This window comes from Coleofasciculus sp. H7-2, assembly GCF_042747725.1.
Taxonomy (GTDB): domain Bacteria; phylum Cyanobacteriota; class Cyanobacteriia; order Cyanobacteriales; family FACHB-T130; genus FACHB-T130.
This window is the reverse complement of the sequence record NZ_JBHZGO010000110.1, coordinates 131,296-151,152: the sequence shown is the minus strand read 5'-3', so window position 1 is coordinate 151,152 and position 19,857 is coordinate 131,296. Positions and strand designations below refer to the sequence as shown.

At 47.6% G+C, this 19,857-nt stretch carries 17 protein-coding genes; 7 read left to right on the top strand and 10 right to left on the bottom strand.

The window, feature by feature from the left end:
* Positions 1 to 106: 106 nt before the first annotated feature.
* From ACFW2W_RS25205 to ACFW2W_RS25165, 9 genes are all read right to left on the bottom strand, one after another.
* Positions 107 to 589 carry an SH3 domain-containing protein gene (locus tag ACFW2W_RS25205; RefSeq protein ID WP_378184513.1) on the bottom strand — a complete coding sequence of 161 codons (483 nt, stop codon included), beginning with the start codon at positions 587 to 589 and terminating at the stop codon, positions 107 to 109.
* Entirely contained in the window at positions 586 to 2,115 is a 1,530-nt protein-coding gene (locus ACFW2W_RS25200) for an AAA family ATPase (RefSeq protein WP_378184512.1), read from the bottom strand. Before ACFW2W_RS25200 ends, ACFW2W_RS25205 begins: the two co-directional genes overlap by 4 nt.
* A gap of 257 nt (positions 2,116 to 2,372) precedes the next feature.
* The gene (locus ACFW2W_RS25195) at positions 2,373 to 2,879 is read right to left on the bottom strand and encodes a YceD family protein (RefSeq protein WP_378184511.1); all 507 of its coding nucleotides are present in this window, start codon (positions 2,877 to 2,879) and stop codon (positions 2,373 to 2,375) included.
* Between the two features lie 80 nt (positions 2,880 to 2,959).
* The gene (locus ACFW2W_RS25190; protein ID WP_378184510.1) at positions 2,960 to 3,475 is read right to left on the bottom strand and encodes a protein jag; all 516 of its coding nucleotides are present in this window, start codon (positions 3,473 to 3,475) and stop codon (positions 2,960 to 2,962) included.
* Positions 3,476 to 3,477: 2 nt separating this feature from the next.
* Positions 3,478 to 4,626, bottom strand: a complete 1,149-nt coding sequence (gene yidC, locus ACFW2W_RS25185; protein ID WP_378184509.1) for a membrane protein insertase YidC — start codon at positions 4,624 to 4,626, stop codon at positions 3,478 to 3,480.
* A 180-nt stretch (positions 4,627 to 4,806) separates the two neighbouring features.
* A complete protein-coding gene (locus ACFW2W_RS25180; protein ID WP_378184508.1) occupies positions 4,807 to 5,202 on the bottom strand; it encodes a PH domain-containing protein in 396 nt (131 codons plus the stop codon).
* The gene (gene rnpA / locus ACFW2W_RS25175) at positions 5,174 to 5,629 is read right to left on the bottom strand and encodes a ribonuclease P protein component (protein WP_378184507.1); all 456 of its coding nucleotides are present in this window, start codon (positions 5,627 to 5,629) and stop codon (positions 5,174 to 5,176) included. The genes ACFW2W_RS25180 and rnpA overlap by 29 nt, the downstream gene beginning before the upstream one ends.
* Positions 5,630 to 5,650: 21 nt before the next feature.
* Positions 5,651 to 5,788: a 50S ribosomal protein L34 gene (gene rpmH, locus ACFW2W_RS25170; protein ID WP_378184506.1), complete on the bottom strand. Its 138-nt coding sequence runs from the start codon at positions 5,786 to 5,788 to the stop codon at positions 5,651 to 5,653.
* 124 nt (positions 5,789 to 5,912) lie between these two features.
* A complete protein-coding gene (locus tag ACFW2W_RS25165) occupies positions 5,913 to 6,446 on the bottom strand; it encodes a DUF2808 domain-containing protein (protein WP_378184505.1) in 534 nt (177 codons plus the stop codon).
* A 581-nt stretch (positions 6,447 to 7,027) separates the two neighbouring features.
* On the opposite strand from ACFW2W_RS25165, the gene ACFW2W_RS25160 reads away from it, so the two are divergent.
* The 5 genes from ACFW2W_RS25160 to pruA all read left to right on the top strand — a co-directional run bounded on the left by ACFW2W_RS25160 (position 7,028) and on the right by pruA (position 14,726).
* On the top strand, positions 7,028 to 8,173 hold the full coding sequence (locus tag ACFW2W_RS25160; RefSeq protein ID WP_378184504.1) for a Re/Si-specific NAD(P)(+) transhydrogenase subunit alpha: 1,146 nt from the start codon (positions 7,028 to 7,030) through the stop codon (positions 8,171 to 8,173).
* A gap of 135 nt (positions 8,174 to 8,308) precedes the next feature.
* Positions 8,309 to 8,599 carry an NAD(P) transhydrogenase subunit alpha gene (locus tag ACFW2W_RS25155; RefSeq protein ID WP_190412730.1) on the top strand — a complete coding sequence of 97 codons (291 nt, stop codon included), beginning with the start codon at positions 8,309 to 8,311 and terminating at the stop codon, positions 8,597 to 8,599.
* A gap of 113 nt (positions 8,600 to 8,712) precedes the next feature.
* Positions 8,713 to 10,116 carry an NAD(P)(+) transhydrogenase (Re/Si-specific) subunit beta gene (locus tag ACFW2W_RS25150; RefSeq protein ID WP_378184503.1) on the top strand — a complete coding sequence of 468 codons (1,404 nt, stop codon included), beginning with the start codon at positions 8,713 to 8,715 and terminating at the stop codon, positions 10,114 to 10,116.
* Between the two features lie 183 nt (positions 10,117 to 10,299).
* Entirely contained in the window at positions 10,300 to 11,661 is a 1,362-nt protein-coding gene (locus ACFW2W_RS25145; protein WP_378184502.1) for a serpin family protein, read from the top strand.
* Positions 11,662 to 11,753: 92 nt separating this feature from the next.
* Entirely contained in the window at positions 11,754 to 14,726 is a 2,973-nt protein-coding gene (gene pruA / locus ACFW2W_RS25140) for an L-glutamate gamma-semialdehyde dehydrogenase (protein ID WP_378184501.1), read from the top strand.
* Between the two features lie 9 nt (positions 14,727 to 14,735).
* Here pruA and ACFW2W_RS25135 read toward each other — a convergent pair whose 3' ends face one another.
* On the bottom strand, positions 14,736 to 14,879 hold the full coding sequence (locus ACFW2W_RS25135; RefSeq protein WP_378184500.1) for a hypothetical protein: 144 nt from the start codon (positions 14,877 to 14,879) through the stop codon (positions 14,736 to 14,738).
* A 285-nt stretch (positions 14,880 to 15,164) separates the two neighbouring features.
* Here ACFW2W_RS25135 and ACFW2W_RS25130 point away from each other — a divergent pair, with 285 nt between their 5' ends.
* Together ACFW2W_RS25130 and ACFW2W_RS25125 are read left to right on the top strand one after the other, a co-directional pair.
* Entirely contained in the window at positions 15,165 to 16,715 is a 1,551-nt protein-coding gene (locus tag ACFW2W_RS25130) for a glycosyltransferase family 39 protein (protein ID WP_378184499.1), read from the top strand.
* Positions 16,716 to 16,934: 219 nt separating this feature from the next.
* A complete protein-coding gene (locus tag ACFW2W_RS25125) occupies positions 16,935 to 19,757 on the top strand; it encodes a glycosyltransferase family 39 protein (protein WP_378184498.1) in 2,823 nt (940 codons plus the stop codon).
* Positions 19,758 to 19,857 lie beyond the last annotated feature (100 nt).

Here is a 19,857-nt window from a genome sequence, read left to right as displayed (position 1 = left end):
AGATTTAAATTAAGCTAATTTTCTTAACACGTCCCAGGGTTGCAGAAACGGGAGATTTCGATGCTGTACTGAAATCCCCCGCACTCAAATTTCTGTCCGATTCCGCCTATTGCTGTTGTTCTGTATCAACTCGCTCAATGTTACCGGCTTTGATCCAACCCTGTTGTTCGCCATCTTCCAGACGTACCTGTTGCCATCTTTTATCATCGCTTTCTTTGATGACCACAAGGCGCTGATTGTATCCAACCCCACCAACACGATTGGCATCCAGAGTTGGTGCCTCCCGTAGGCTTAAACCTTCGCGCCAGGTAACGCGAGCTTTGTAGGCTCCGGGTTCTAGCACTTCCGAAGCAGCCTCGCTGGGTGTCGGCGTCGGGTTGGGTTGAGCGGAGGACGCCGATGTTGGCTTGGAAGCGCCAGGAGAAGCCTTGGCTTTTAGCGCTGGTTTATCATTTGCATAAACCGGCTTAGGCGGAGGCGTTGAGAGTTTAGTTAGGAAGTAATAGGCGGTGGCACCACCAGCCACGACTAGGAGGGCGATCGCTAGAAAAAAACCAATTAAAAATTTTACTAAACCCGACCAACTCATGCTTGTGATTCCGGTTGTTGCAGCTGATGAAAGCGACTACTCAAAGGGCTGTGTCTCGATGCCATACGGGCTTTACCGGCGGCTGCCCAATCTTGCAAAAACTGGATTTGCTCTTGGGCAGTCCGAGCTAGGGGCACAATCTGACTGGCGGCTTCTAAAATATCATCGGTGGTGAAGTCTCGGTTCTGGCTAAAGCCAATGTGCATCGCTTCTATCAAGGTTTGCTCAATTTCTGCCCCAGAAAAATCGGGAGTTTCGTATGCTAGCCGATCGAGAGCGTAGCTACTCAAGTTGTGAGGTCGCAGCCTGGATAAGTGTACCGCAAAAATGGCGCGACGTTCCTCTTGTTCGGGCAAACCTACAAAAAAGATTTCATCAAATCTACCTTTGCGGAGCATTTCCGGAGGTAAAGCTTGAATATTGTTAGCAGTCGCCACAACGAATACGGGTGAAGTTTTTTCTGCCAGCCAAGTAATAAAGGTGCCAAAGACGCGACTGGTGGTTCCGGCGTCGCCTTTCCCATCAACTCCAGAGAAAGCTTTGTCAATTTCATCGATCCATAGCACGCAAGGAGCTAAAGCTTCCGCCAGCTGAATCATTTGCCGGGTGCGAGATTCCGATTCTCCCACCAATCCTCCAAAAAGACGCCCCACATCTAAGCGTAATAAAGGTAAGTGCCAGTGATGGGCGATCGCTTTTGCCGTCAGCGATTTTCCAGTCCCCTGAATTCCCACCAGGAGTAACCCTCTGGGATAAGGTAGACCATATTGCCTCGCTCGTTCTGAAAAGGCACTGCCGCGCCGCAGCAGCCAGTCTTTTAGGTTATCTAAGCCGCCAATATCAGAAATTCTCTCGCTAGTCGAATAAAACTCTAATATTTGCGTCTGGCGAATGGTTTGACGCTTTTCTTCCAGCACCAGTTCCACGTCTTCGGGGCGCAGTTCGCCGTGGGTAGCGATCGCTCGTGCCAAGACGCGACGAATCCGTTCCATCGATAGACCTTGGCAGGAACGCACCAGTTCATCCAAAATTTTGCTAGTGAGGGATTTACCTGTGGCACCTAGTAAGCGTTCCACTTCCGTCTTGATCTCTGCTGGCGCTGGCAACGGAAACTCCAGAATGGTTAAGACTTCACTCAAGTCGCTGGGAATGGCAATTTGCGGTGCGACGATGACAATATTTTTCGGCTGGGATTTCAGACGCCGTGACAGATTCCTCAGTTGGCGATAAACTGATATATCTTCTAAAAAACGGGAAAAATCCCGCAAAATAAAGATTCCTGGGGCAGATGCTGCCACTTTTTCCACAAATTCTAATGCTTGAACCGGATTGCGGCGTCCAAAACCAGCATCGTTGGGGTTGCCCTGGTAGCCATCGACAAAATCCCAGATATAGACTGGGCGATCGCCCAACCGTTGAGCCACCTGCGCGATCGCTGCTTCCACCCGCTCCTCTTCTGGAGTCGGAATATAAATTAATGGATATCGGGCGCGTAGCAGCAGTTCAAACTCTTCACTGAAGCTCATAGCTGTTATAGGATGTCAGTTGGTAGAAGACTTGCGGTTATCGCGTCTCCAGGTCAGTTGGTAAGGGCGCGAACAAAAATCTTGGCAACCCACAACTGTCTCTATTAAACCCGCCCGTACAGTCATTGTTGCTTGTTAGTTGCCAGCTAGCTGTAGAAACCCAGAAAAAGCATCTCACCTTAAAGGTCAGTTGGTATCCGGAAGGGCTATGCTTGTGCCCGTATACTTGTTTCTTGCCACTGACCGCTAACCACTGACTATTTAGGAAATTGTTTTTTGAGTGCTTCCAGAGCCTCCCATCGTCGGTCAGATAAACTGTCCGATCCATCAAGATTCGCTGGTTGAATACCCGAACAGTCTTTGTCACAAAGCTGCCTTGGGGGAATCGTCAAACACATTTGTTCGTATAGCCAAATATCAGGCTGAAAATGACCCTGTGGCGGCAGCATTTCCAACAAATCTTCGAGTGGTATTTCTCGTTCTATTGGCCCGGTATCTGGTTGCTCAGCCGCTTCATCTAACCAAATCATTTCTGATGTATTGATAGCTAGCCGGTGATTATACTGTTGCAAGCAGCGATGGCAAGTTAGAGTGACAATTGCTTCTGCCTTAACAGAAACATCTAGGTAATTTCCTTGATGGGAAACTTTTATCTGTCCGCGCACGGGCGTCAAAGTTTCCAGCTCTGGTAAAAACTCATCAATTTCAATGACTTCTGTGCGCTCTGGCGCTTTCAGCAGCCCAGGAATATAAATCGCCTTCATAATGCTTCAGCCATCCTTCCAACCCGATTAAAAAAGGAAAATGAAAAATGATTTTTTTTCTCATTTTCCTTTTTTAATTCTTAATTTCTTAATCGCACAACCAGACGCCGGTCTGGCTCTTGACCCCGACTATAGGTTTCTAAATCGTCGCACTCTTGAAAAAAAGTATGAACTTGACGCCGCTCCGCTGAAGACAAGGATTGCATTTCAAATTCTTGACCAGAGGAGCGAACTTGCTGAGCGGCATACTCAGCAAGTTCCTGGAGTTCCGCTTGACGCCGAGTGCGATAGCCATCAAGTTCAATGGTGTAAGCTGTCTGCTCCTCCCGTTCTTGACCCAAGTTCAAAATGGCATTAGCAAGATACTGGATGGCATCGAGAGTCGCACCTTCAGAACCAATCAAGGCTTGAATTTGTGCGGATGTTAGTTTGGTTTCGTCGATCGTCAACCAGTAAGTTTCTAATTCTGTTTGGGAGGAGTCGCTGCTTTGTGGAATCGTTTGGATTGCGGTTTCTTTGATGCCAGTAGGAAATTTGGCTAGTTGCAGGAGTTGCTCTAGCCACTGCTGACCCCGCTGCATTTTGCGATCGCTCATAGCTAACTCGAAGCCTTTTTCTTAGAACGACCCGGTTCAAAGGGAAGTGCTTCTCTTTCCTTAGCTTTCGTTTCTTTTTCTTGAACTTCTACCATTTTCTGAAGGTTTTCTGGCAGGGGTTCTCGCGACAAAATAAACGTCTGAGCAGTTTGGAAAATGTTAGCAATAACCATGTACATCAGCACTCCAGCTGGCAGCGGGAAGAACAAAAACATCCCAGAAAATAGGATTGGGGTAAGTTTGTTGACCGTAGCCTGCTGCGCGTTTGCATCGCTCATATCGTTCTGTCCGGAGAGAACTTGGTTGAGATACAAACTGATGCCAAAGAATAGCACCATGCCGATAATATCCCAATGGATGGTTCCGTCTTCATCAAAAGCGCCCACACGACCTAAGGCATCAATGAAGAGAAATCCTTTATCTGCCGCTAGTCCTGGAACTATTCCCTGAACTGTGACTTCCCCAGGCTGAAGAGCTTCCAGGGTGCCATCTTCATTCAACTGTACCCGTTCTTCGCCTTTAGTGACCTTCCAGTGGGGAATCAGCTTGGTTTCAGGATAGGCGGCGAGGAGTTCCCGAAGGGGTTTGCCCTCCACGGTTTGAAATTCAATTTTAGTCTTTTCCCCAATCGTCAGGCGGTTTCCTCCCGGCAGCAGCGCCGCAATGGGGGCATGAACGCCATCTGAAAAGTAAATGTTTTGTGGCGTTGTCACGAAAGCTTGCGGCTGAATCTGTTCAATTTGTTCTTGAGGAAAGATTTGCAAATTGAGCGTGTAGTTCACATCCGAGAACGGCGATCCCCGCAAGGTAGCAAACAATGCAAAGAGAACCGGCATTTGTAGCAACACGGGGAAGCACCCGGCTAAGGGGTTGCCGAATTCTTTGAACAGCTTGCTCATTTCCTCCTGCTGTTTTGCCGGTTCGTCCTTGTAAAGCTTCTGAATTTCTTCTTGTCGCTTTTTCATCAGCGGTTGGGAAACTTTCATCCGCCGCATATTGCGAATGGAGCCAGCACTCAGGGGATAGAGAGCAAAGCGAATCACAAGTGTCAGCGCCACGATGGCGAGACCATAGCTTGGCACAATCCCGTAGAAGAAATCCAGGATTGGCAGCATGACGTTATTGGAGAGAAACCCGATACCAAAGTCCATTCGTTCTGAGTTAGAGGGGGCGCTAGTAGCTTGGGATGAATCTTAATCTAAGTTATCTAATGTTTGTGATTTTTGGGTTATAAAACACACAAAAGCAATGGCAGAGTCACTTGGGAATTTTAGATAAGCAATTGACAATTCAATTCGAGCATCTAAAATTCCTGGGCTTTTGAGGCGATCTTATCGATTTGGGGAACCACCCGCCGGTTTGCCGGTTCTGGCTGCCACTTTCTCATTGATGTAGTCATAAATTTCCCGGAATCGAGGTAAGGCTCTGAGTTCCAGGCGACTGCCATCTCTAAGAGTGACTACCATATCGCCCCAGAGACCGATCCCACGGGCAACCTTAACGACATTGACAATTTCTGAGTAGATAATGTCGGTGCGATCGCGTCCCATCCAACCACCTGTTACCGAGATGCGGCGAGTGGTAATCCGGTAGCGCAACCAAAGCGCTCTCACAATCGCCCCTACGGTCAGAGGTATACAGATGACTGTAAATCCCAGCAGGATATTAATAATCAAATCACCTATGTGGGGACCCCCTTCATAGAAGGTTTCCTCTTTTATGCCCATTGAGTACCTCTGCTTCTGCCAACAACTGCTCTAATTCTCGCAAAATTTGACCATAATCGCACTCCACTGCTATCGGTCGCACAACGACTACCAACCGCCAGCCTGGTGCAATGCGGGGTAACATCTGACGGATAGCTGCCCGAATCTGTCGCTTGATCCGGTTCCGGATGACTGCCCGCTTGCTGACTTTTTGGCTGATGGAGATGCCGATGCGGGTTGGCATCACTTCAGCAGTTTTCATGACCGTCGCGCCGCTTGAGTGCCTCAAAGCTCGTAAAGCCAAGTGAGGGGCATTGCGACGCAGACCACTCTGGTACACAGCCGTGAAATCTTGCCGGTGCCTGAGTCGATTCGCTCTGGGTAATGCCACTGGAAACTCCACCCTACTGCGTGGCTTAAAAGAAGGCTGAAGGCGAAATAAATTCATCCTTCATCCTTACTTGTGTTTCTAAACGCAAAGGCGATAACGTCCCTTTTTTCGGCGAGCTTTGATGACAGCCTGACCATTTTTGGTACGCATCCGCGCCCGAAAACCAGACGTTCTTTTTTGCTTACGGTTAGTGCCGCCCAGAGTGCGCTGAGTCATCGGTTTTTACTCCAGATTTAGGAATCGCTGCTATAGAAAAAGTCACAATTCTCTAGCATAGCATCACATGGCGCTGCTTTTGCCAGCGCCTCTTGGCGGCACAGAAGCGGACGTGGACTGCGCCTTAATTAATACTCAGAATCCAGGTACCGAGATAACGGGGTAACGGTACATCGCCGGGAGTGAGAATCGCACCCGTGAAATAATAAGTTCCACCAAAAGGCGGGTTTTTCACGTTAGAGAAGATTAAGTCTACGCTGTTACCGGCAGCCACCGGCTCCTGCATATAAATCAGAAGCTTGTAATTTTCTTTGTCCCAGACAACCTCTTTGATGGGCACATTTTTCCCTTTGACACGGACTTCAACGTTTTTCGTGTCAAACTTGCCCTTATAGTAATCCGGATAAGTGACGACAAACTGAGCTGCCCCTAATTCCATTCTTTTAGCGGGAATCTTGAGCCGGTAGCGATCCCAATTATCCGCTTGACCGCCAAAATCTAACCGATAACTCAGCTGATTTTGCCGCTCAACACCGCTAAAAATGGTTAAACCGGGTAGACTCTGTGCTTGGGTGAGGCTGGCAAACCCGGTTAGCACGCAACCCGTCGCTGCTAGGGCAGAAATTAGGCGTCGCTTAGAGGATTTTGTTGACAACATAGGCTCTTGTACCTCAACAGTTGAGAGTGGGCTTCGTTACTAAACTTTACTATTTTTGACTCAAGCGGGTATGTAGCCGCACCGAATGAATCCTCCCCCGTGACGCGGGAAGCCGGAAGAAAGTGCCCCCAGAGGCAAGCATGGTGAGCTTTTGAGTCGAGCGATCGCTTAGGTTAGGGTAATGGAACCAGAGCAGCTAATAAGGACAGTTGATTTTAAACTAGCTACTGATTCAGCGATCGCGCTTAACGTCATTTTTTTATGTACTAATGTATATCATTATGTATTTTTTTGGTTATTTATTTAATAAATTTGAAAAAATCAACCGGAAACAACCCCTTCAATTAATCTGAATTGACGCCAGAGATAATAGGCACCAGAGGGTTTAAGAGAAAGCTTTTTATCATCGGTTGAAGCTTTGAAAACGGGTTCTAGGTGATATTGTCTTACGGACGCGCGTGAGTGTGGAAATTCTAAATTCATAAAACAAAGTTAAAGATATGGATCGGAATTTAGAAATCCACCTAGGATGCAAAAGGATAGGATGCAGAAGGGTCTCGTAGTATTGATTGGGAGAGTTCATGAGAATTGCGGTTGCAAAGGAAATTGAAGTTGGCGAACGTCGTGTGGCGCTGGTGCCTGACACTGTAGGCAGGTTAGTAAAACAGGGTCTAGAAGTGTGGGTAGAGGCGGGTGCTGGTGAGCAAGCGTTTTTCTTTGATGACGCCTATAAAGCAGCCGGTGCAACTATTGTCTCGGATACAGGTGCTTTGTGGCGCGAAGCGGATGTTCTATTAAAAGTCAATCCGCCGAAAGAGCATGAAATTCAGCAACTGAAGGAAGGTGGCGTGTTTATTGGGTTTCTAAATCCTCTGGGAAATCCAAACCTAATCCAGCGTTTAGCCGAGCGCAGAGTCACAGCCTTCAGTATGGAGTTGATCCCCCGCACCAGTCGAGCGCAGAGTATGGATGCTTTGTCTTCTCAGGCGGGAGTGGCTGGATATAAGGCGGTACTGATTGCGGCGGCGGCTGTGCCGAAGTTTTTCCCGATGTTGACGACAGCGGCGGGGACAATAGCACCGGCGAAAGTGTTTATCATGGGTGCAGGGGTGGCGGGACTGCAAGCGATCGCCACCGCTAGACGCCTGGGCGCTGTCGTAGAAGCTTTTGATATTCGTCCCGCCGTGAAGGAAGAGGTGCAAAGCCTAGGGGCGAAATTTGTCGAAGTGCAGCTAAATGAAGAAACCGTGGCGGTGGGTGGCTACGCGAAAGAAGTTTCTGAAGCCTCGAAGCAACGCACCCAGGAAGTCCTCACAGAACACGTCAAGCAAGCCGACGTAGTCATTACCACGGCTCAGGTTCCGGGCAGGAAAGCGCCCATCCTGGTGACTGAGGAAATGGTAGCCCAGATGAAACCGGGTTCGGTCATTGTCGATTTGGCAGCTGAGCAAGGCGGAAACTGCGCCTGCACGGAACCAGGCAAGGATGTACAGAGCAACGGAGTCACGATTATTGGCCCGATGAATTTACCTGCGTCTATCCCGGTTCACGCCAGTCAAATGTATGCCAAGAATGTTTTGACTTTGGTGCAATACCTGATTAAAGATAGCGCGTTGCATCTGAATTTTGAGGATGACATCATTAGCAGTACCTGCGTCACCAATAACGGTGAGATTCTCAATCAACGAGTACGGGAGGGTTTGACTCAGGTAACGATTAACGCCTAGAAAAACGGTGTAAGAAACCCATTTTCTCTCTGGAAAGCGGGTTTCTTTGCTATCAAATAAGTAAGCTCAAATTTGAAGATTGCCGGTGGGCATTGTCCACCTTGACCGCTGAATCAAGAAGGAGTAGCGAACTGAATGACAGAAACCTTAATTGGTGCTTTGTTTGTATTTGTCCTAGCGTCTTTTATCGGATTTGAAGTAATTAACAAAGTACCGCCGACACTCCATACTCCCCTAATGTCTGGGGCAAATGCGATTTCTGGAATTGCCGTGATTGGAGCGCTGATTGTCTGTGGGCCGCGCGAGTCAAATCTCAGCGTTATTTTGGGCTTGATTGCCGTGGTGCTGGCAACCATCAACGTGGTAGGTGGTTTCTTGGTGACGGATCGGATGTTGCAAATGTTTAAGAAAAAGGTAAGCGGGTAAGGGTAAAGGTAAGTTTTGAATTTTGAATAGAAGAAATTTCCCACTCAAAATTCAAACCCGAACACTCAAAACTCTTCTGATTACCAATCACCAATTACCGACTAACAAGTGATATGACCGAATTTCTGCCAACTGGGATACAGCTGACTTACTTAGTAGCAGCGTGTTTATTTATTCTGGGATTGAAGAAGCTGGGTTCACCGGCGACAGCTCGCACAGGCAATCAGTGGGCAGCTGTAGGGATGCTACTGGCTATCGTAGCAACACTGCTAGATAGGCAGGTGTTGAACTACGAAATGATTTTGGTGGGTTTGCTGATTGGTTCAGTGTTGGGAGCGATCGCTGCCTATAAAGTAGAAATGACTGCCATGCCTCAAATGGTGGGTTTGCTCAACGGTTTGGGAGGCTTAGCCTCTGCTCTCGTCGCCGTAGGAGAATTTTGGCGGCTCTTGGGCACGCAGCAAGCAATCCCCTTCGACGCCAACCTCTCGATTATCAGTAGCGTATTTATCGGCGGCGTCACCTTCACTGGCAGTATGATTGCCTTTGCCAAATTGCAAGGACTCATTAGTGGTTCCCCCATCACGTTTCCCTTGCAGCAACCCATCAATGCCCTCCTATTGGTAAGTTTTGCGGTAGCGAGTGCCTATCTGCTCGTCGTGCCAGACAACTTACCCGTATTTTTGGCAATGGTAGGGATCTCCTTACTCCTAGGCGTGCTGTTCGTAATTCCGATTGGCGGCGGCGATATGCCCGTCGTGATTTCGCTGCTGAACTCGCTCTCTGGGGTCGCTGCGGCGGCGGCTGGTTTCGTGGTCATGAACAATATGCTGATCATCGCCGGTGCCTTGGTGGGCGCGTCTGGCTTAATCTTGACCGAAATCATGTGTAAGGCGATGAACCGTTCCCTTGCCAGCGTGCTGTTCGGTGCCTTCGGGAAAGCTGGGGCATCTGGTGGTGCTGGTGGTGCAGATGGGGGCGATAAAAATGTCCACAGCATCGATGTAGAAGAAGGCGCGATGATGTTGGGATATGCTCGTTCTGTCGTGATTGTTCCCGGCTATGGCATGGCGGTGGCTCAAGCACAACACGCTGTCCGCGAATTGGCTGACGGGCTAGAAAAACTAGGTGTTGAGGTGAAATATGCCATTCACCCAGTCGCGGGACGGATGCCAGGACACATGAACGTATTGCTAGCTGAGGCGAATGTGCCTTATCCGCAGCTATACGACATGGATGATATCAATCCGCAGTTAGAGCAGACGGATGTGGCGCTGGTGATTGGGGCGAATGATGTCGTGAATCCAGCGGCGCGTCACGATTCTGCTAGCCCGATTTACGGGATGCCGATTCTGGAAGTAGATAAGGCAAAACACACGATTGTGATTAAACGCGGCATGAGTGCGGGTTTTGCCGGTGTGGATAACGAGCTTTTCTACAAAGACAAAACAATGATGCTATTTGGTAGTGCGCGGGATGTGGTGTCGAAGCTAGTTGCTGAAGTGAAGCAGCTTTAAATAAATTTTGAGTTTTATATCATCATTCAAAATTTTGATTCGGATACGATACCAGCTTGTTTCAGGAGTTTAATACTCCTGAAGCAATCTTTTATTTGGAATAAAAGATAGGTTAGGCTGGGCTTACCAGAGGCATCTGCTACATTCAGAAACCACGGCTATGTGATTTTGCATGAAAGCAGCATGAGACATTTTATCGCGGGTTTTACCGCCGCTTTAGTAGGTTTGGCGATCGCTTCGGTTGGTTCCGCTATGGCTCGTGAACCTGGTATCTATTTCAGGAATCACACCTCGTTTTCAGGCAAAGCAGATGCGATTTTGCCTCCACCGCCGATACTAACCAGCCAAACCGCGTCCTCCAGTCCAAAACAACCAGCAGAGGAAATTTCGGCGCTCTTAGACACGGTGGTGAAGGGCAACAGCTCGTTCGCCCTCGATCTCTATAGCCGTCTGCGGAAACAAGAAGGGAACCTATTTTTCTCCCCTTACAGCATTTCGACGGCACTCGCCATGACCTACGCTGGAGCTGGCGGACAAACGGCGACCGAGATGGCGAAAGTTCTCCACTTCACCTTAGAGCAAGAACGTCTGCATCCGACTTTTGCTGCGCTCATGGCAGAGCTAAACGCCAGCAAACAACAGGGATATCAAATTGCAGTTGCGAATCGGCTTTGGGGTCAAAAGGGCTATGCCTTCAGCGATCGCTTCTTGAAAACCACTCAGAACGACTACGGCGGGGGACTACAGGAGGTAGACTTTGCCAGTGCGACTGAAGAGGCTCGCCGCACGATCAACAACTGGGTCGCTCAAAAAACTGAGGACAAGATTCAAGACCTGATTGCTCCAGGGATTCTCTCTGCCAAGACGACGCTGGTGCTGACAAATGCCATTTACTTTAAAGGTGCCTGGTTCAGCCCGTTCGATCGGGAAAAAACCAAAGATCAGCCGTTTAATGTCACTCCAACGCAGCAGATTAGCGTGCCGATGATGTCCAAGACGGATCAATACGGCTGGGCAGATTTCGATAGCTTGCAAGTGCTAGAGCTGCCCTACGGTCAAGGAGAGGAGATATCCGAGGAATTATCGATGGTCATTCTCTTGCCCAAGCAAGTGGATGGGCTGGCTAATATGGAGCAGCAGCTGACGCCGAAAAACTTGGAACGGTGGTTATCGTCCCTCAAATACGAACAGATGGTTGCAGTTTGGCTGCCTAAGTTCAACCTCACTTCAGAGTTCGAGCTAAGCAAGTTACTGGCAAATATGGGGATGCCCGATGCTTTCAGTCTTCAAGCTGACTTCTCGGCGATGACCGGCAAGAAAGGTTTGTTCATCTCTGAGGTGATCCACAAAGCCTTTGTGGAGGTGAATGAGGAGGGCACTGAGGCAGCTGCGTCTACAGCGCTTGGGATGACTAGGGGCCCAAACAAAGAGTTTCGAGCCAATCGCCCATTTGTGTTCCTGATTCGGGACAATCGATCGGGTAGCATTTTGTTTCTCGGTCGTGTGTTGAATCCGCTACAGTCAACAGCGGCTGTTGGGAAGTAAAGTTGATGCCGATCGCGTGGGAAATCGAGAAAATAGAAGATAGAGGGTTCCCAGCATTGTTGCCTTTATCCTGAATTAGGAGTCTGCCAGCTGTGGTTGTACAAATATCTGATAGCACCTACGAAGTCAAGACCCAAGAAATTGCCAAACAGCTGTTGGCAGCAACGAGAGAAAATCGCTCCTTGTTTGCCCAAATGCGCGACCAAATGCGCTGGGATGATAAATTACTTGCCTGGGCAATGAGCAACCCTGGTTTGCGGGTGCAGCTGTTTCGCTTCATTGACTGTCTGCCTGCGCTGCATAGCAAACCGGAAGTTGCTCGTCACTTGCAAGAATACCTGGCGGATGAGTCGGTTGAATTACCGGCGAATCTGAAAGGGATGCTCAACTTTGCTTCTCCAGACTCGATGCCCGGTCAGGTAGCAGCGACAACAGTGAATACAGCAGTTGAAACCTTAGCGCATAAATATATCGCTGGGGAAAGCATTAAACAGGTTATTAAGACGGTTGAGCGATTGCGTAAGGAGAAAATGGCTTTCACCATCGACCTGTTGGGGGAGGCGGTGATTACGGAAGCTGAGGCGCAGTCGTATTTAGACAGATATTTGGAATTGATGCAGCAGCTGACGGAAGCGGCGAAGACGTGGACGCGGGTGCCGACAATTGACCAAGCAGATGGAGAAGAGTTACCACAAGTTCAGGTATCTGTCAAGTTAACAGCGTTTTATTCGCAGTTCGATCCGTTGGATGCCAAGGGGAGTGAGGAGCGAGTGAGCGATCGCATCCGGCTTCTATTACGTCGCGCCCAAGCGTTGGGGGCTGCCGTTCACTTTGATATGGAACAGTATGCCTACAAAGATTTGACGCTCTCGATCCTGAAACAGTTGTTGATGGAAGAGGAGTTCCGGAGTCGCACGGATCTAGGGATAACGCTGCAAGCTTATCTGCGCGACAGCGAACAAGATTTGCGCGGCTTGATTGACTGGGCGAAACAGCGTGGCTATCCCCTGACAGTGCGCTTGGTAAAAGGGGCGTACTGGGATCAAGAAACTATCAAGGCGATGCAGAAAGATTGGCAAGTGCCAGTTTACAACGACAAAACTGCAACCGATGCCAATTTTGAGAAGATGACCCAGCTGTTGCTGGAAAATCATGAGTATTTGTACGCGGCAATTGGCAGTCATAATGTGCGATCGCAAGCGCGGGCGATCGCGATTGCTGAAAGTTTGAAAATTCCCCGCCGTCGCTTTGAGATGCAAGTTTTGTACGGCATGGGCGATAAGCTGGCAAAAGCTCTCGTCGATAAAGGTTATCGGGTGCGGGTGTATTGTCCTTATGGGGATTTGCTACCGGGAATGGCTTATTTGATTCGCCGGTTGCTGGAAAATACTGCCAATAGTTCATTCTTGCGGCAAAATTTGGAAGAGCGCCCGATTGAGGAATTGTTAGCACCGCCAGTGGTAAATTCTCCCAAACCCCCCCTTAAAAAGCAGGGACAATTCCCGAATGCGGCGGATACGGATTATGCTGAGGCGGAGGAAAGGAAGCGATCGCAACAAGCCTTGCAAACTATGCGCGAACAGTTGGGTAAAACCTATTTACCTCTAATCGACGGTGAATATGTAAACACTTCCCAAATCGTCGATTCAGTGAATCCTTCCAACCCCAGTGAGGTGGTTGGCAAAATCGGATTGATTAGCGTAGAACAGGCAGAACAGGCTATCCAAGCCGCAAAAGCAGCATTTACCAGTTGGCGGCGGACTCCGGTGCCAGAACGGGCTGGAGTGTTGCGTAAAGCAGCAGATTTGATGGAAAAACGCCGCGCCGAATTATCCGCGTGCATGGTATTAGAAGTTGGTAAGCCAGTGCGGGAATGCGATGGTGAAGTTTCCGAGGCGATAGACTTCTGCCGTTACTACGCCGACGAAATGGAACGGCTGGATGCTGGGCACAATTATGACATCGCGGGGGAAACCAACCGCTATAACTACCAGCCACGAGGGATTTCTCTGATTATTTCCCCTTGGAATTTTCCCTTGGCGATTCCCACCGGCATGACAGTGGCGTCGCTGGTGGCGGGAAATTGTACGCTTCTCAAACCGGCTGAAGTTTCATCGGTGATTACAGCGAAACTCAGTGAAATTCTGGTAGAAGCAGGCATTCCTAGTGGGGTGTTTCAATACGTACCCGGAAAGGGTTCAACGGTGGGTGCTTATATGGTGAAGCATCCCGATGTCCAGATGATTACTTTCACGGGTTCTCAGGAAGTCGGCTGTCGGATTTACGCCGATGCGGCGATTTTACAACCAGGGCAAAAACACCTAAAGCGGGTAATTGCCGAAATGGGTGGCAAGAATGCCATTATTGTCGATGAAAGTGCCGATCTCGACCAAGCTGTGCAAGGTGTGGTGCATTCCGCCTTTGGTTACAGCGGACAGAAGTGTTCGGCTTGTTCGCGGGTAATTGTTCTAGAACCCATCTATGATGCCTTTGTGGAGCGTTTGGTGGAAGCGACGCGATCGCTCAATGTTGGCCCTGCGGAGGCACCCAGCACCCAAGTTGGCCCCGTGATTGATGCAACCGCACGCGATCGCATTTTGGGATATATCGAGAAAGGGCGTCAGGAAGCCAAAGTGGCGCTGGAAATGTCCGCACCCAACAACGGCTATTTTGTCGGTCCGACGATTTTCTCAGAAGTCCCGCCAGAGGCGACAATTGTCCAAGAAGAAATTTTTGGTCCGGTTCTAGCAGTCATGCGGGTGAAGAATTTTGAGGAAGCGATCGCGGTTGCTAATAACACCAACTTCGCTCTTACCGGCGGTCTATATTCGCGCACACCTTCCCACATTCAACAAGCTGAAAGCGAATTTGAAGTGGGCAATCTTTACATCAATCGTGGCATCACTGGCGCAATTGTAGCAAGGCAGCCCTTTGGTGGTTTCAAACTCTCCGGTGTCGGTTCTAAAGCAGGTGGCCCAGATTACTTGCTACAATTCCTCGAACCCCGCGTGGTGACAGAAAATATCCAACGCCAAGGATTTGCTCCTATTGAAGGAGTCGATTAGAGCATCATTCTAGTCGCTAGAGAAACCAGCCTCCAAAGTGGTTAATTCTCTGCTCATCTGTTCAACATCCTGAAATATGGTGATAAGGGCGATCGCATACTCGGTGATGCCCTTATTTTTTTTGACTGACTTTTCCCTCACTCTCACGGGCATATTTATTAAATTTTCCTAAAAAATTGCCAGTTTTTTGCAATTCTATACTAAAACTTTGACAAATCTAGTAAAGATTGGCTTTGAATTATAAGATTGTCTGCATCTAACTTGCACAGAATGATGAGTCGTTTTTTGTTGGTTGGTGCAGCTACTATTAACGCATCTGTACGTTAATTGCAGACCTACCTAAACGACTAACTATTAACCGAAACTATCCAGTAGATTAGGTTGAATATTTAGGATTTTAGCAACTTTTGATTCTTAAAAATTAAATAATTTTGATATATGGACAACCAACTAAAGTTGACTTGGGCACTTCCTCCGACTTGGTTACGGTTCTTAATCATCGTTCTGTTAGTGCTGGGTGTATTTTTTCGATTCGTCAATCTTGATAAAAAAGTTTACTGGTACGATGAGACTCTTACCTCACTAACAATTTCTGGCTTTACTAAAGACGAGTTATATCAACAAGTCTTCAATGGTAGTGAAGTTGGCGTCGAAGATTTATTAAAGTATCAGTACCCCAATCCTGAAAAAGGCTTAATTGATACTGTTAGTTCTTTATCGTTAGATTCCCCAGAGCATCCACCATTCTATTTCATAATGGCGCGGTTTTGGGTGCAGCTTTTTGGCAATTCAGTGGCAGTGACGAGAAGTTTGTCTGCTGTCATTAGCTTGCTAGCGTTCCCTTGCATTTACTGGCTGTGTCTAGAATTATTTGAGTCACCTTTAGTAGGATGGATCGCGATCGCACTGATAGCTGTCTCACCCTTTCACGTCCTGTACGCACAGGAAGCACGAGAGTATAGTTTGTGGATAGTGACAATTCTACTATCAAGCGCGGCTCTGCTGCAAGCTATACGGCTAAAAACCAAAATTGGTTGGGTAATCTATGCGGTAACTGTAGTAGTTAGTCTCTATACTTATTTGTTTTCTGCATTAGTTTTAATTGGACATGGACTCTATGTAGCTATAACTGCAAGCTGGCGATTGAATAAAACAACTCTTTCTTATTTGTTTGCATCTGTTGTAGGAGTTGTAATTTTTACGCCTTGGTTTTTTTTTATCCTCGCTCATCATAGTTCAATGAGTTGGACAGCAGAAAAAATCTCCTGGTTAGATATGGTTAAAATTTGGGTACTTAACCTAATTCATGTTTTCCTAGATATTAAATTTAATTTAAACAATCCACTTACATATTTAATTCCTTTTATTTTAATTTTGGTAGGCTATTCCATTTATTTCCTCTATCGCAACGCTACAAAGCAGGCTTTTGTTTTTATATTCACTTTAATGGGAGTAACAGCCCTAGCCTTATTACTACCAGATATAATAAAGGGAGGGCGTTGGTCAAGTGTTGCTCGATATCTAACCCCGTTTTATTTAGGTATTCAGATAGCTGTTGTTTATCTATTGGCTAATAAGATAAAATTTTATGTTAATAATAAACAAAGAAAAATAGGGAGGGTTGCAATAATTTTATTATTTTCATGTGGAGTTCTATCATGTGCGACCAGTTCTCAAGCAGAAGGTTGGTGGAATAAGTTTCATAACTCGCAAAATGCTCAAATTGCTCGGATGATTAACCAAGCTGATTCTCCGCTGGTGATTAGTGATTCTTCTCATGGTGATATCCTTTCTCTGAGTCATTTGTTGGATAATAAAGTGCGTTTCCAGCTAGTAATTGAACCAAAGATACCAAAAATTGTAGATGGTTTTAGCGATACATTTTTATTCAGCCCTTCTAAGACATTGCTATCAGGGCTACAGATAAACCATAACGACACAATAAAGCCTATTTACAAACGAAAGCTTTGGAAAGTAGTGAAAAATTAATGTGTGCCTTAGTTAGATGTCATAGTTTTTTAGAGAGTGATAGCTTTATAGAAAAGGGTTTCTATACTCCATCAATAAAACAAAAAAATGTTTTCTGCTCAAGGGTAGGGGTAACTTTTATATAAAAAATGGATTGGAGTAAATGGGAAAAAGATTAGAGGAAGCAGGGATTCCTCATGTCAAGATGAGAAAGAAGTTAGGAGAACCCATCTGGATTTTGTGACCGATAAAGATAAAATCACTAAGTTTAAAAATAAAAGTCTGCTAGTTCTAGGGATCATTTGGCTGGTGGGGGCAGTAAGCGATCGCATTTGGTTTACTCTTGACCATTCGGTGCCAGCTTGGGATCAGGCGGATTACTTGACTGGATCGTTGAACTACTGGAGGGCTTTGCAACAACCCCAGTGGTTTTCAGGCGAGTGGTGGACAAGTTTTTGGCTTTTGACATCCAAAGTGCCGCCTTTGACCTACATTGCGACTGCTATCGTCCAGCATCTCTTTGGTACGGGGGCGGATCAAGCCACGCTGGTTCAGTTGCTATTCAGTGCGATGCTTTTGGGTTCTGTTTATGGTTTGGGCGTCCAGCTATTTAGCATTGAAGTCGGTTTATGGGCGGCTGGGCTGTGCCAATTGTTACCGGGCATCTATCAATATCGTCTGGATTTTTTGCTGGATTATCCGCTGACAGCTGTTGTGACGTTGAGTTTCTTTTGCTTGACGGTTTGGCGGAATTGTCGAGGCGCAGAGGCGCAGAGGGCGCAGAGAAGAGAATGGGTTTGGGCGGCGGCGTTTGGGCTTTCTTTGGGGCTGGCGCTAATGGTAAAGCAGACAGCGCTGTTCTTTTTGTTGACGCCGATTTTGTGGGTGGGGTTTGGTACGATTCGGCACCGGGCATGGGGACGTTTGGCGCAGCTGGTTACTGGGTTGCTGCTGTCGGTTTTGGTATTTGGTCCTTGGTATCGCACCAATTGGCTGCTGATGCTGACGGCTGGAAAACGGGCGACAGTGGATTCAGCGATCGCTGAGGGAGATCCCGCCCTCAATACTCTAGACGCCTGGACTTACTACTGGAAAATTCTCCCTTACCATGTATCCTGGCCTTTGTTACTCATTCCGATTGTGGGATTGCTGATCTATTCAATTAAAAAATTAAAAACTCAAAATGAGAATTCTTCAATTTTTAATTGTTCATTTTTAACTTTTAATTCAATTGCTTGGCTGGCGGTGTTTTGGGTGGGAGCTTATTTGCTTTGTTCGCTGAATATCAATAAGGATTCTCGCTATGTCTTGCCTTACTTGCCGGTGGTGGCGCTATTTTTAGCTTATGGTTTGACACGCCAGACAGGGCGCTGGAAACATCACATCCGTTGGGGAACGGTTGGTTTGGCGGTGCTGCTGATGTTTCTGAACTTGTTTCCGGTGGGAGGGATGTTTTCCAATTTAAGGCAAGTCCTCAGTCCCTACGCTCAGCATCCAGTTTATCTGGGAGAAAAATGGCCTCACCAACAAGCGATCGCACAAATTATTCAAACCGAACCTTATCTGCGTTCGACACTGGGAGTATTACCCTCAACCGCAAAAATTAACCAGCACAATTTCAATTACTACGGTGCTTTAGAAAATTTTCAGGTGTATGGGCGTCAGGTGGGAACCAGAAAGAAGTTTGTCGCTCAAGATGCGCGATCGCTTTCTTGGTTCCTCACGAAAACTGGCAAGCAAGGATCGATTCCAGACGCGCAAGCAATCATCGTCCAAACTGTAGAACAAGGTTCGGATTTCCAGTTGCACAAGACTTGGGATTTACCCGATGACAGTGTTCTGAAACTCTATCATCGCAAAACGCCGCCCATCCAGGTACAACCACTATTATCAGAACCCCATACTCAAGTCAGTCTAGAACGGTTGACAGTACCTGACAATGCTCCACCAGGGATTCCCGTACCTGTCACCTACGAATGGTCTGGTTCTTGGGAACAGTTGCAATCCGGTTTAGTGCTGCTGACTTGGCGAATGAGCGATCAATCCTCGCCCGTGAGTCTTCAAACCTTGCCCGTGAGTCTTCAAACCTTGCCCGTGAGTCTTCAATCCTCAATCGTCAGTTCTCAATCCTCGCCCGCGAGTCTTCAATCCTCGCCCGTGAGTCTTCAATCCTCAATCGTCAGTTCTCAATCCTCGCCCGTGAGTTTTCAATCCTCGCCCGTGAGTCTTCAATCCTCGCCCGTGAGTCTTCAATCCTCAATCGTCAGTTCTCAAACCTCGCCTGTGAGTCTTCAAACCTCGCCTGCGAGTCTTCAAACCTCGCCTACGAGTCCAGATTATCGCTGGCTGCACGATCACGGGATTGGCATGGGAGCATTGTATCCAGAAGTTCTTCCATCTGGGCGTTCTGCTGATGGTTTTCGAGTGATAGAAAAGATGGCGATGCTGCCTCCAGCAAATATATCGGCTGGAATTTACACTCTGGAGGCGACTTATCTGAACCGACAAACGGGTGAAACGTACCCAATCCAGGTGCCACCCGTGACACTAAAGATTGAACCCCTAGCAGCCGCCACACCCGCGCCTGAATTGGATTTGCTCACACATCTGCGGACTCTAGCCGCTACCTTACCCCAAGGAACAGACGCTCTAGAGTCGGTATTTGAAGAAACTGGGCGCATCAACCAGTACGATCCCATTCAAGACTATCTCAATCAGAGCTTAACCGCCTTGGAATATCGGCTGCAACAGGAACCGCAAAACCGGGATTGGGCATACGCGCTGGCTCTGTCAAAGGCTCTGAAGCGACAAGTAAAAGGTGCGATCGCTGCCTTAGAACGAGTCGTTCAGCTCGACTCCCAAAATCCCTATGCTTATGCCTATCTCGCCTTTGTCCATCTTTACGATTGGCATCCCGCAGACGCCCAAAAAGCTTTGAAACCAGCCCTTGCCATCAACCCTAACTTATCTGAACTTCAAGCCCTTAATGGTGTGGCAATGCTCATGCAAGGCAATCTCGTAAAAGCTTGGCAGACGTGGGAAGAATTAAAAATTAAAAATTAAAAATTAAAAATTAAGAGGATTAAAAGGCAGAATCAAAAATAAAAATGTCACAAGAAAGATGAAGAAAGACATTTGCGAGCGTACATTTGCGTTTGCAGTT

Excerpts from the sequence above, each read along its gene's own strand:
- ACFW2W_RS25205 (WP_378184513.1), bottom strand. The coding sequence starts at position 589 with ATGAGTTGGTCGGGTTTAGTAAAATTTTTAATTGGTTTTTTTCTAGCG.
- ACFW2W_RS25200 (WP_378184512.1), bottom strand. The coding sequence starts at position 2,115 with ATGAGCTTCAGTGAAGAGTTTGAACTGCTGCTACGCGCCCGATATCCA.
- ACFW2W_RS25195 (WP_378184511.1), bottom strand. The coding sequence starts at position 2,879 with ATGAAGGCGATTTATATTCCTGGGCTGCTGAAAGCGCCAGAGCGCACA.
- ACFW2W_RS25190 (WP_378184510.1), bottom strand. The coding sequence starts at position 3,475 with ATGAGCGATCGCAAAATGCAGCGGGGTCAGCAGTGGCTAGAGCAACTC.
- yidC (WP_378184509.1), bottom strand. The coding sequence starts at position 4,626 with ATGGACTTTGGTATCGGGTTTCTCTCCAATAACGTCATGCTGCCAATC.
- ACFW2W_RS25180 (WP_378184508.1), bottom strand. The coding sequence starts at position 5,202 with ATGGGCATAAAAGAGGAAACCTTCTATGAAGGGGGTCCCCACATAGGT.
- rnpA (WP_378184507.1), bottom strand. The coding sequence starts at position 5,629 with ATGAATTTATTTCGCCTTCAGCCTTCTTTTAAGCCACGCAGTAGGGTG.
- rpmH (WP_378184506.1), bottom strand. The coding sequence starts at position 5,788 with ATGACTCAGCGCACTCTGGGCGGCACTAACCGTAAGCAAAAAAGAACG.
- ACFW2W_RS25165 (WP_378184505.1), bottom strand. The coding sequence starts at position 6,446 with ATGTTGTCAACAAAATCCTCTAAGCGACGCCTAATTTCTGCCCTAGCA.
- ACFW2W_RS25160 (WP_378184504.1), top strand. The coding sequence starts at position 7,028 with ATGAGAATTGCGGTTGCAAAGGAAATTGAAGTTGGCGAACGTCGTGTG.
- ACFW2W_RS25155 (WP_190412730.1), top strand. The coding sequence starts at position 8,309 with ATGACAGAAACCTTAATTGGTGCTTTGTTTGTATTTGTCCTAGCGTCT.
- ACFW2W_RS25150 (WP_378184503.1), top strand. The coding sequence starts at position 8,713 with ATGACCGAATTTCTGCCAACTGGGATACAGCTGACTTACTTAGTAGCA.
- ACFW2W_RS25145 (WP_378184502.1), top strand. The coding sequence starts at position 10,300 with ATGAGACATTTTATCGCGGGTTTTACCGCCGCTTTAGTAGGTTTGGCG.
- ACFW2W_RS25135 (WP_378184500.1), bottom strand. The coding sequence starts at position 14,879 with ATGCCCGTGAGAGTGAGGGAAAAGTCAGTCAAAAAAAATAAGGGCATC.
- ACFW2W_RS25130 (WP_378184499.1), top strand. The coding sequence starts at position 15,165 with ATGGACAACCAACTAAAGTTGACTTGGGCACTTCCTCCGACTTGGTTA.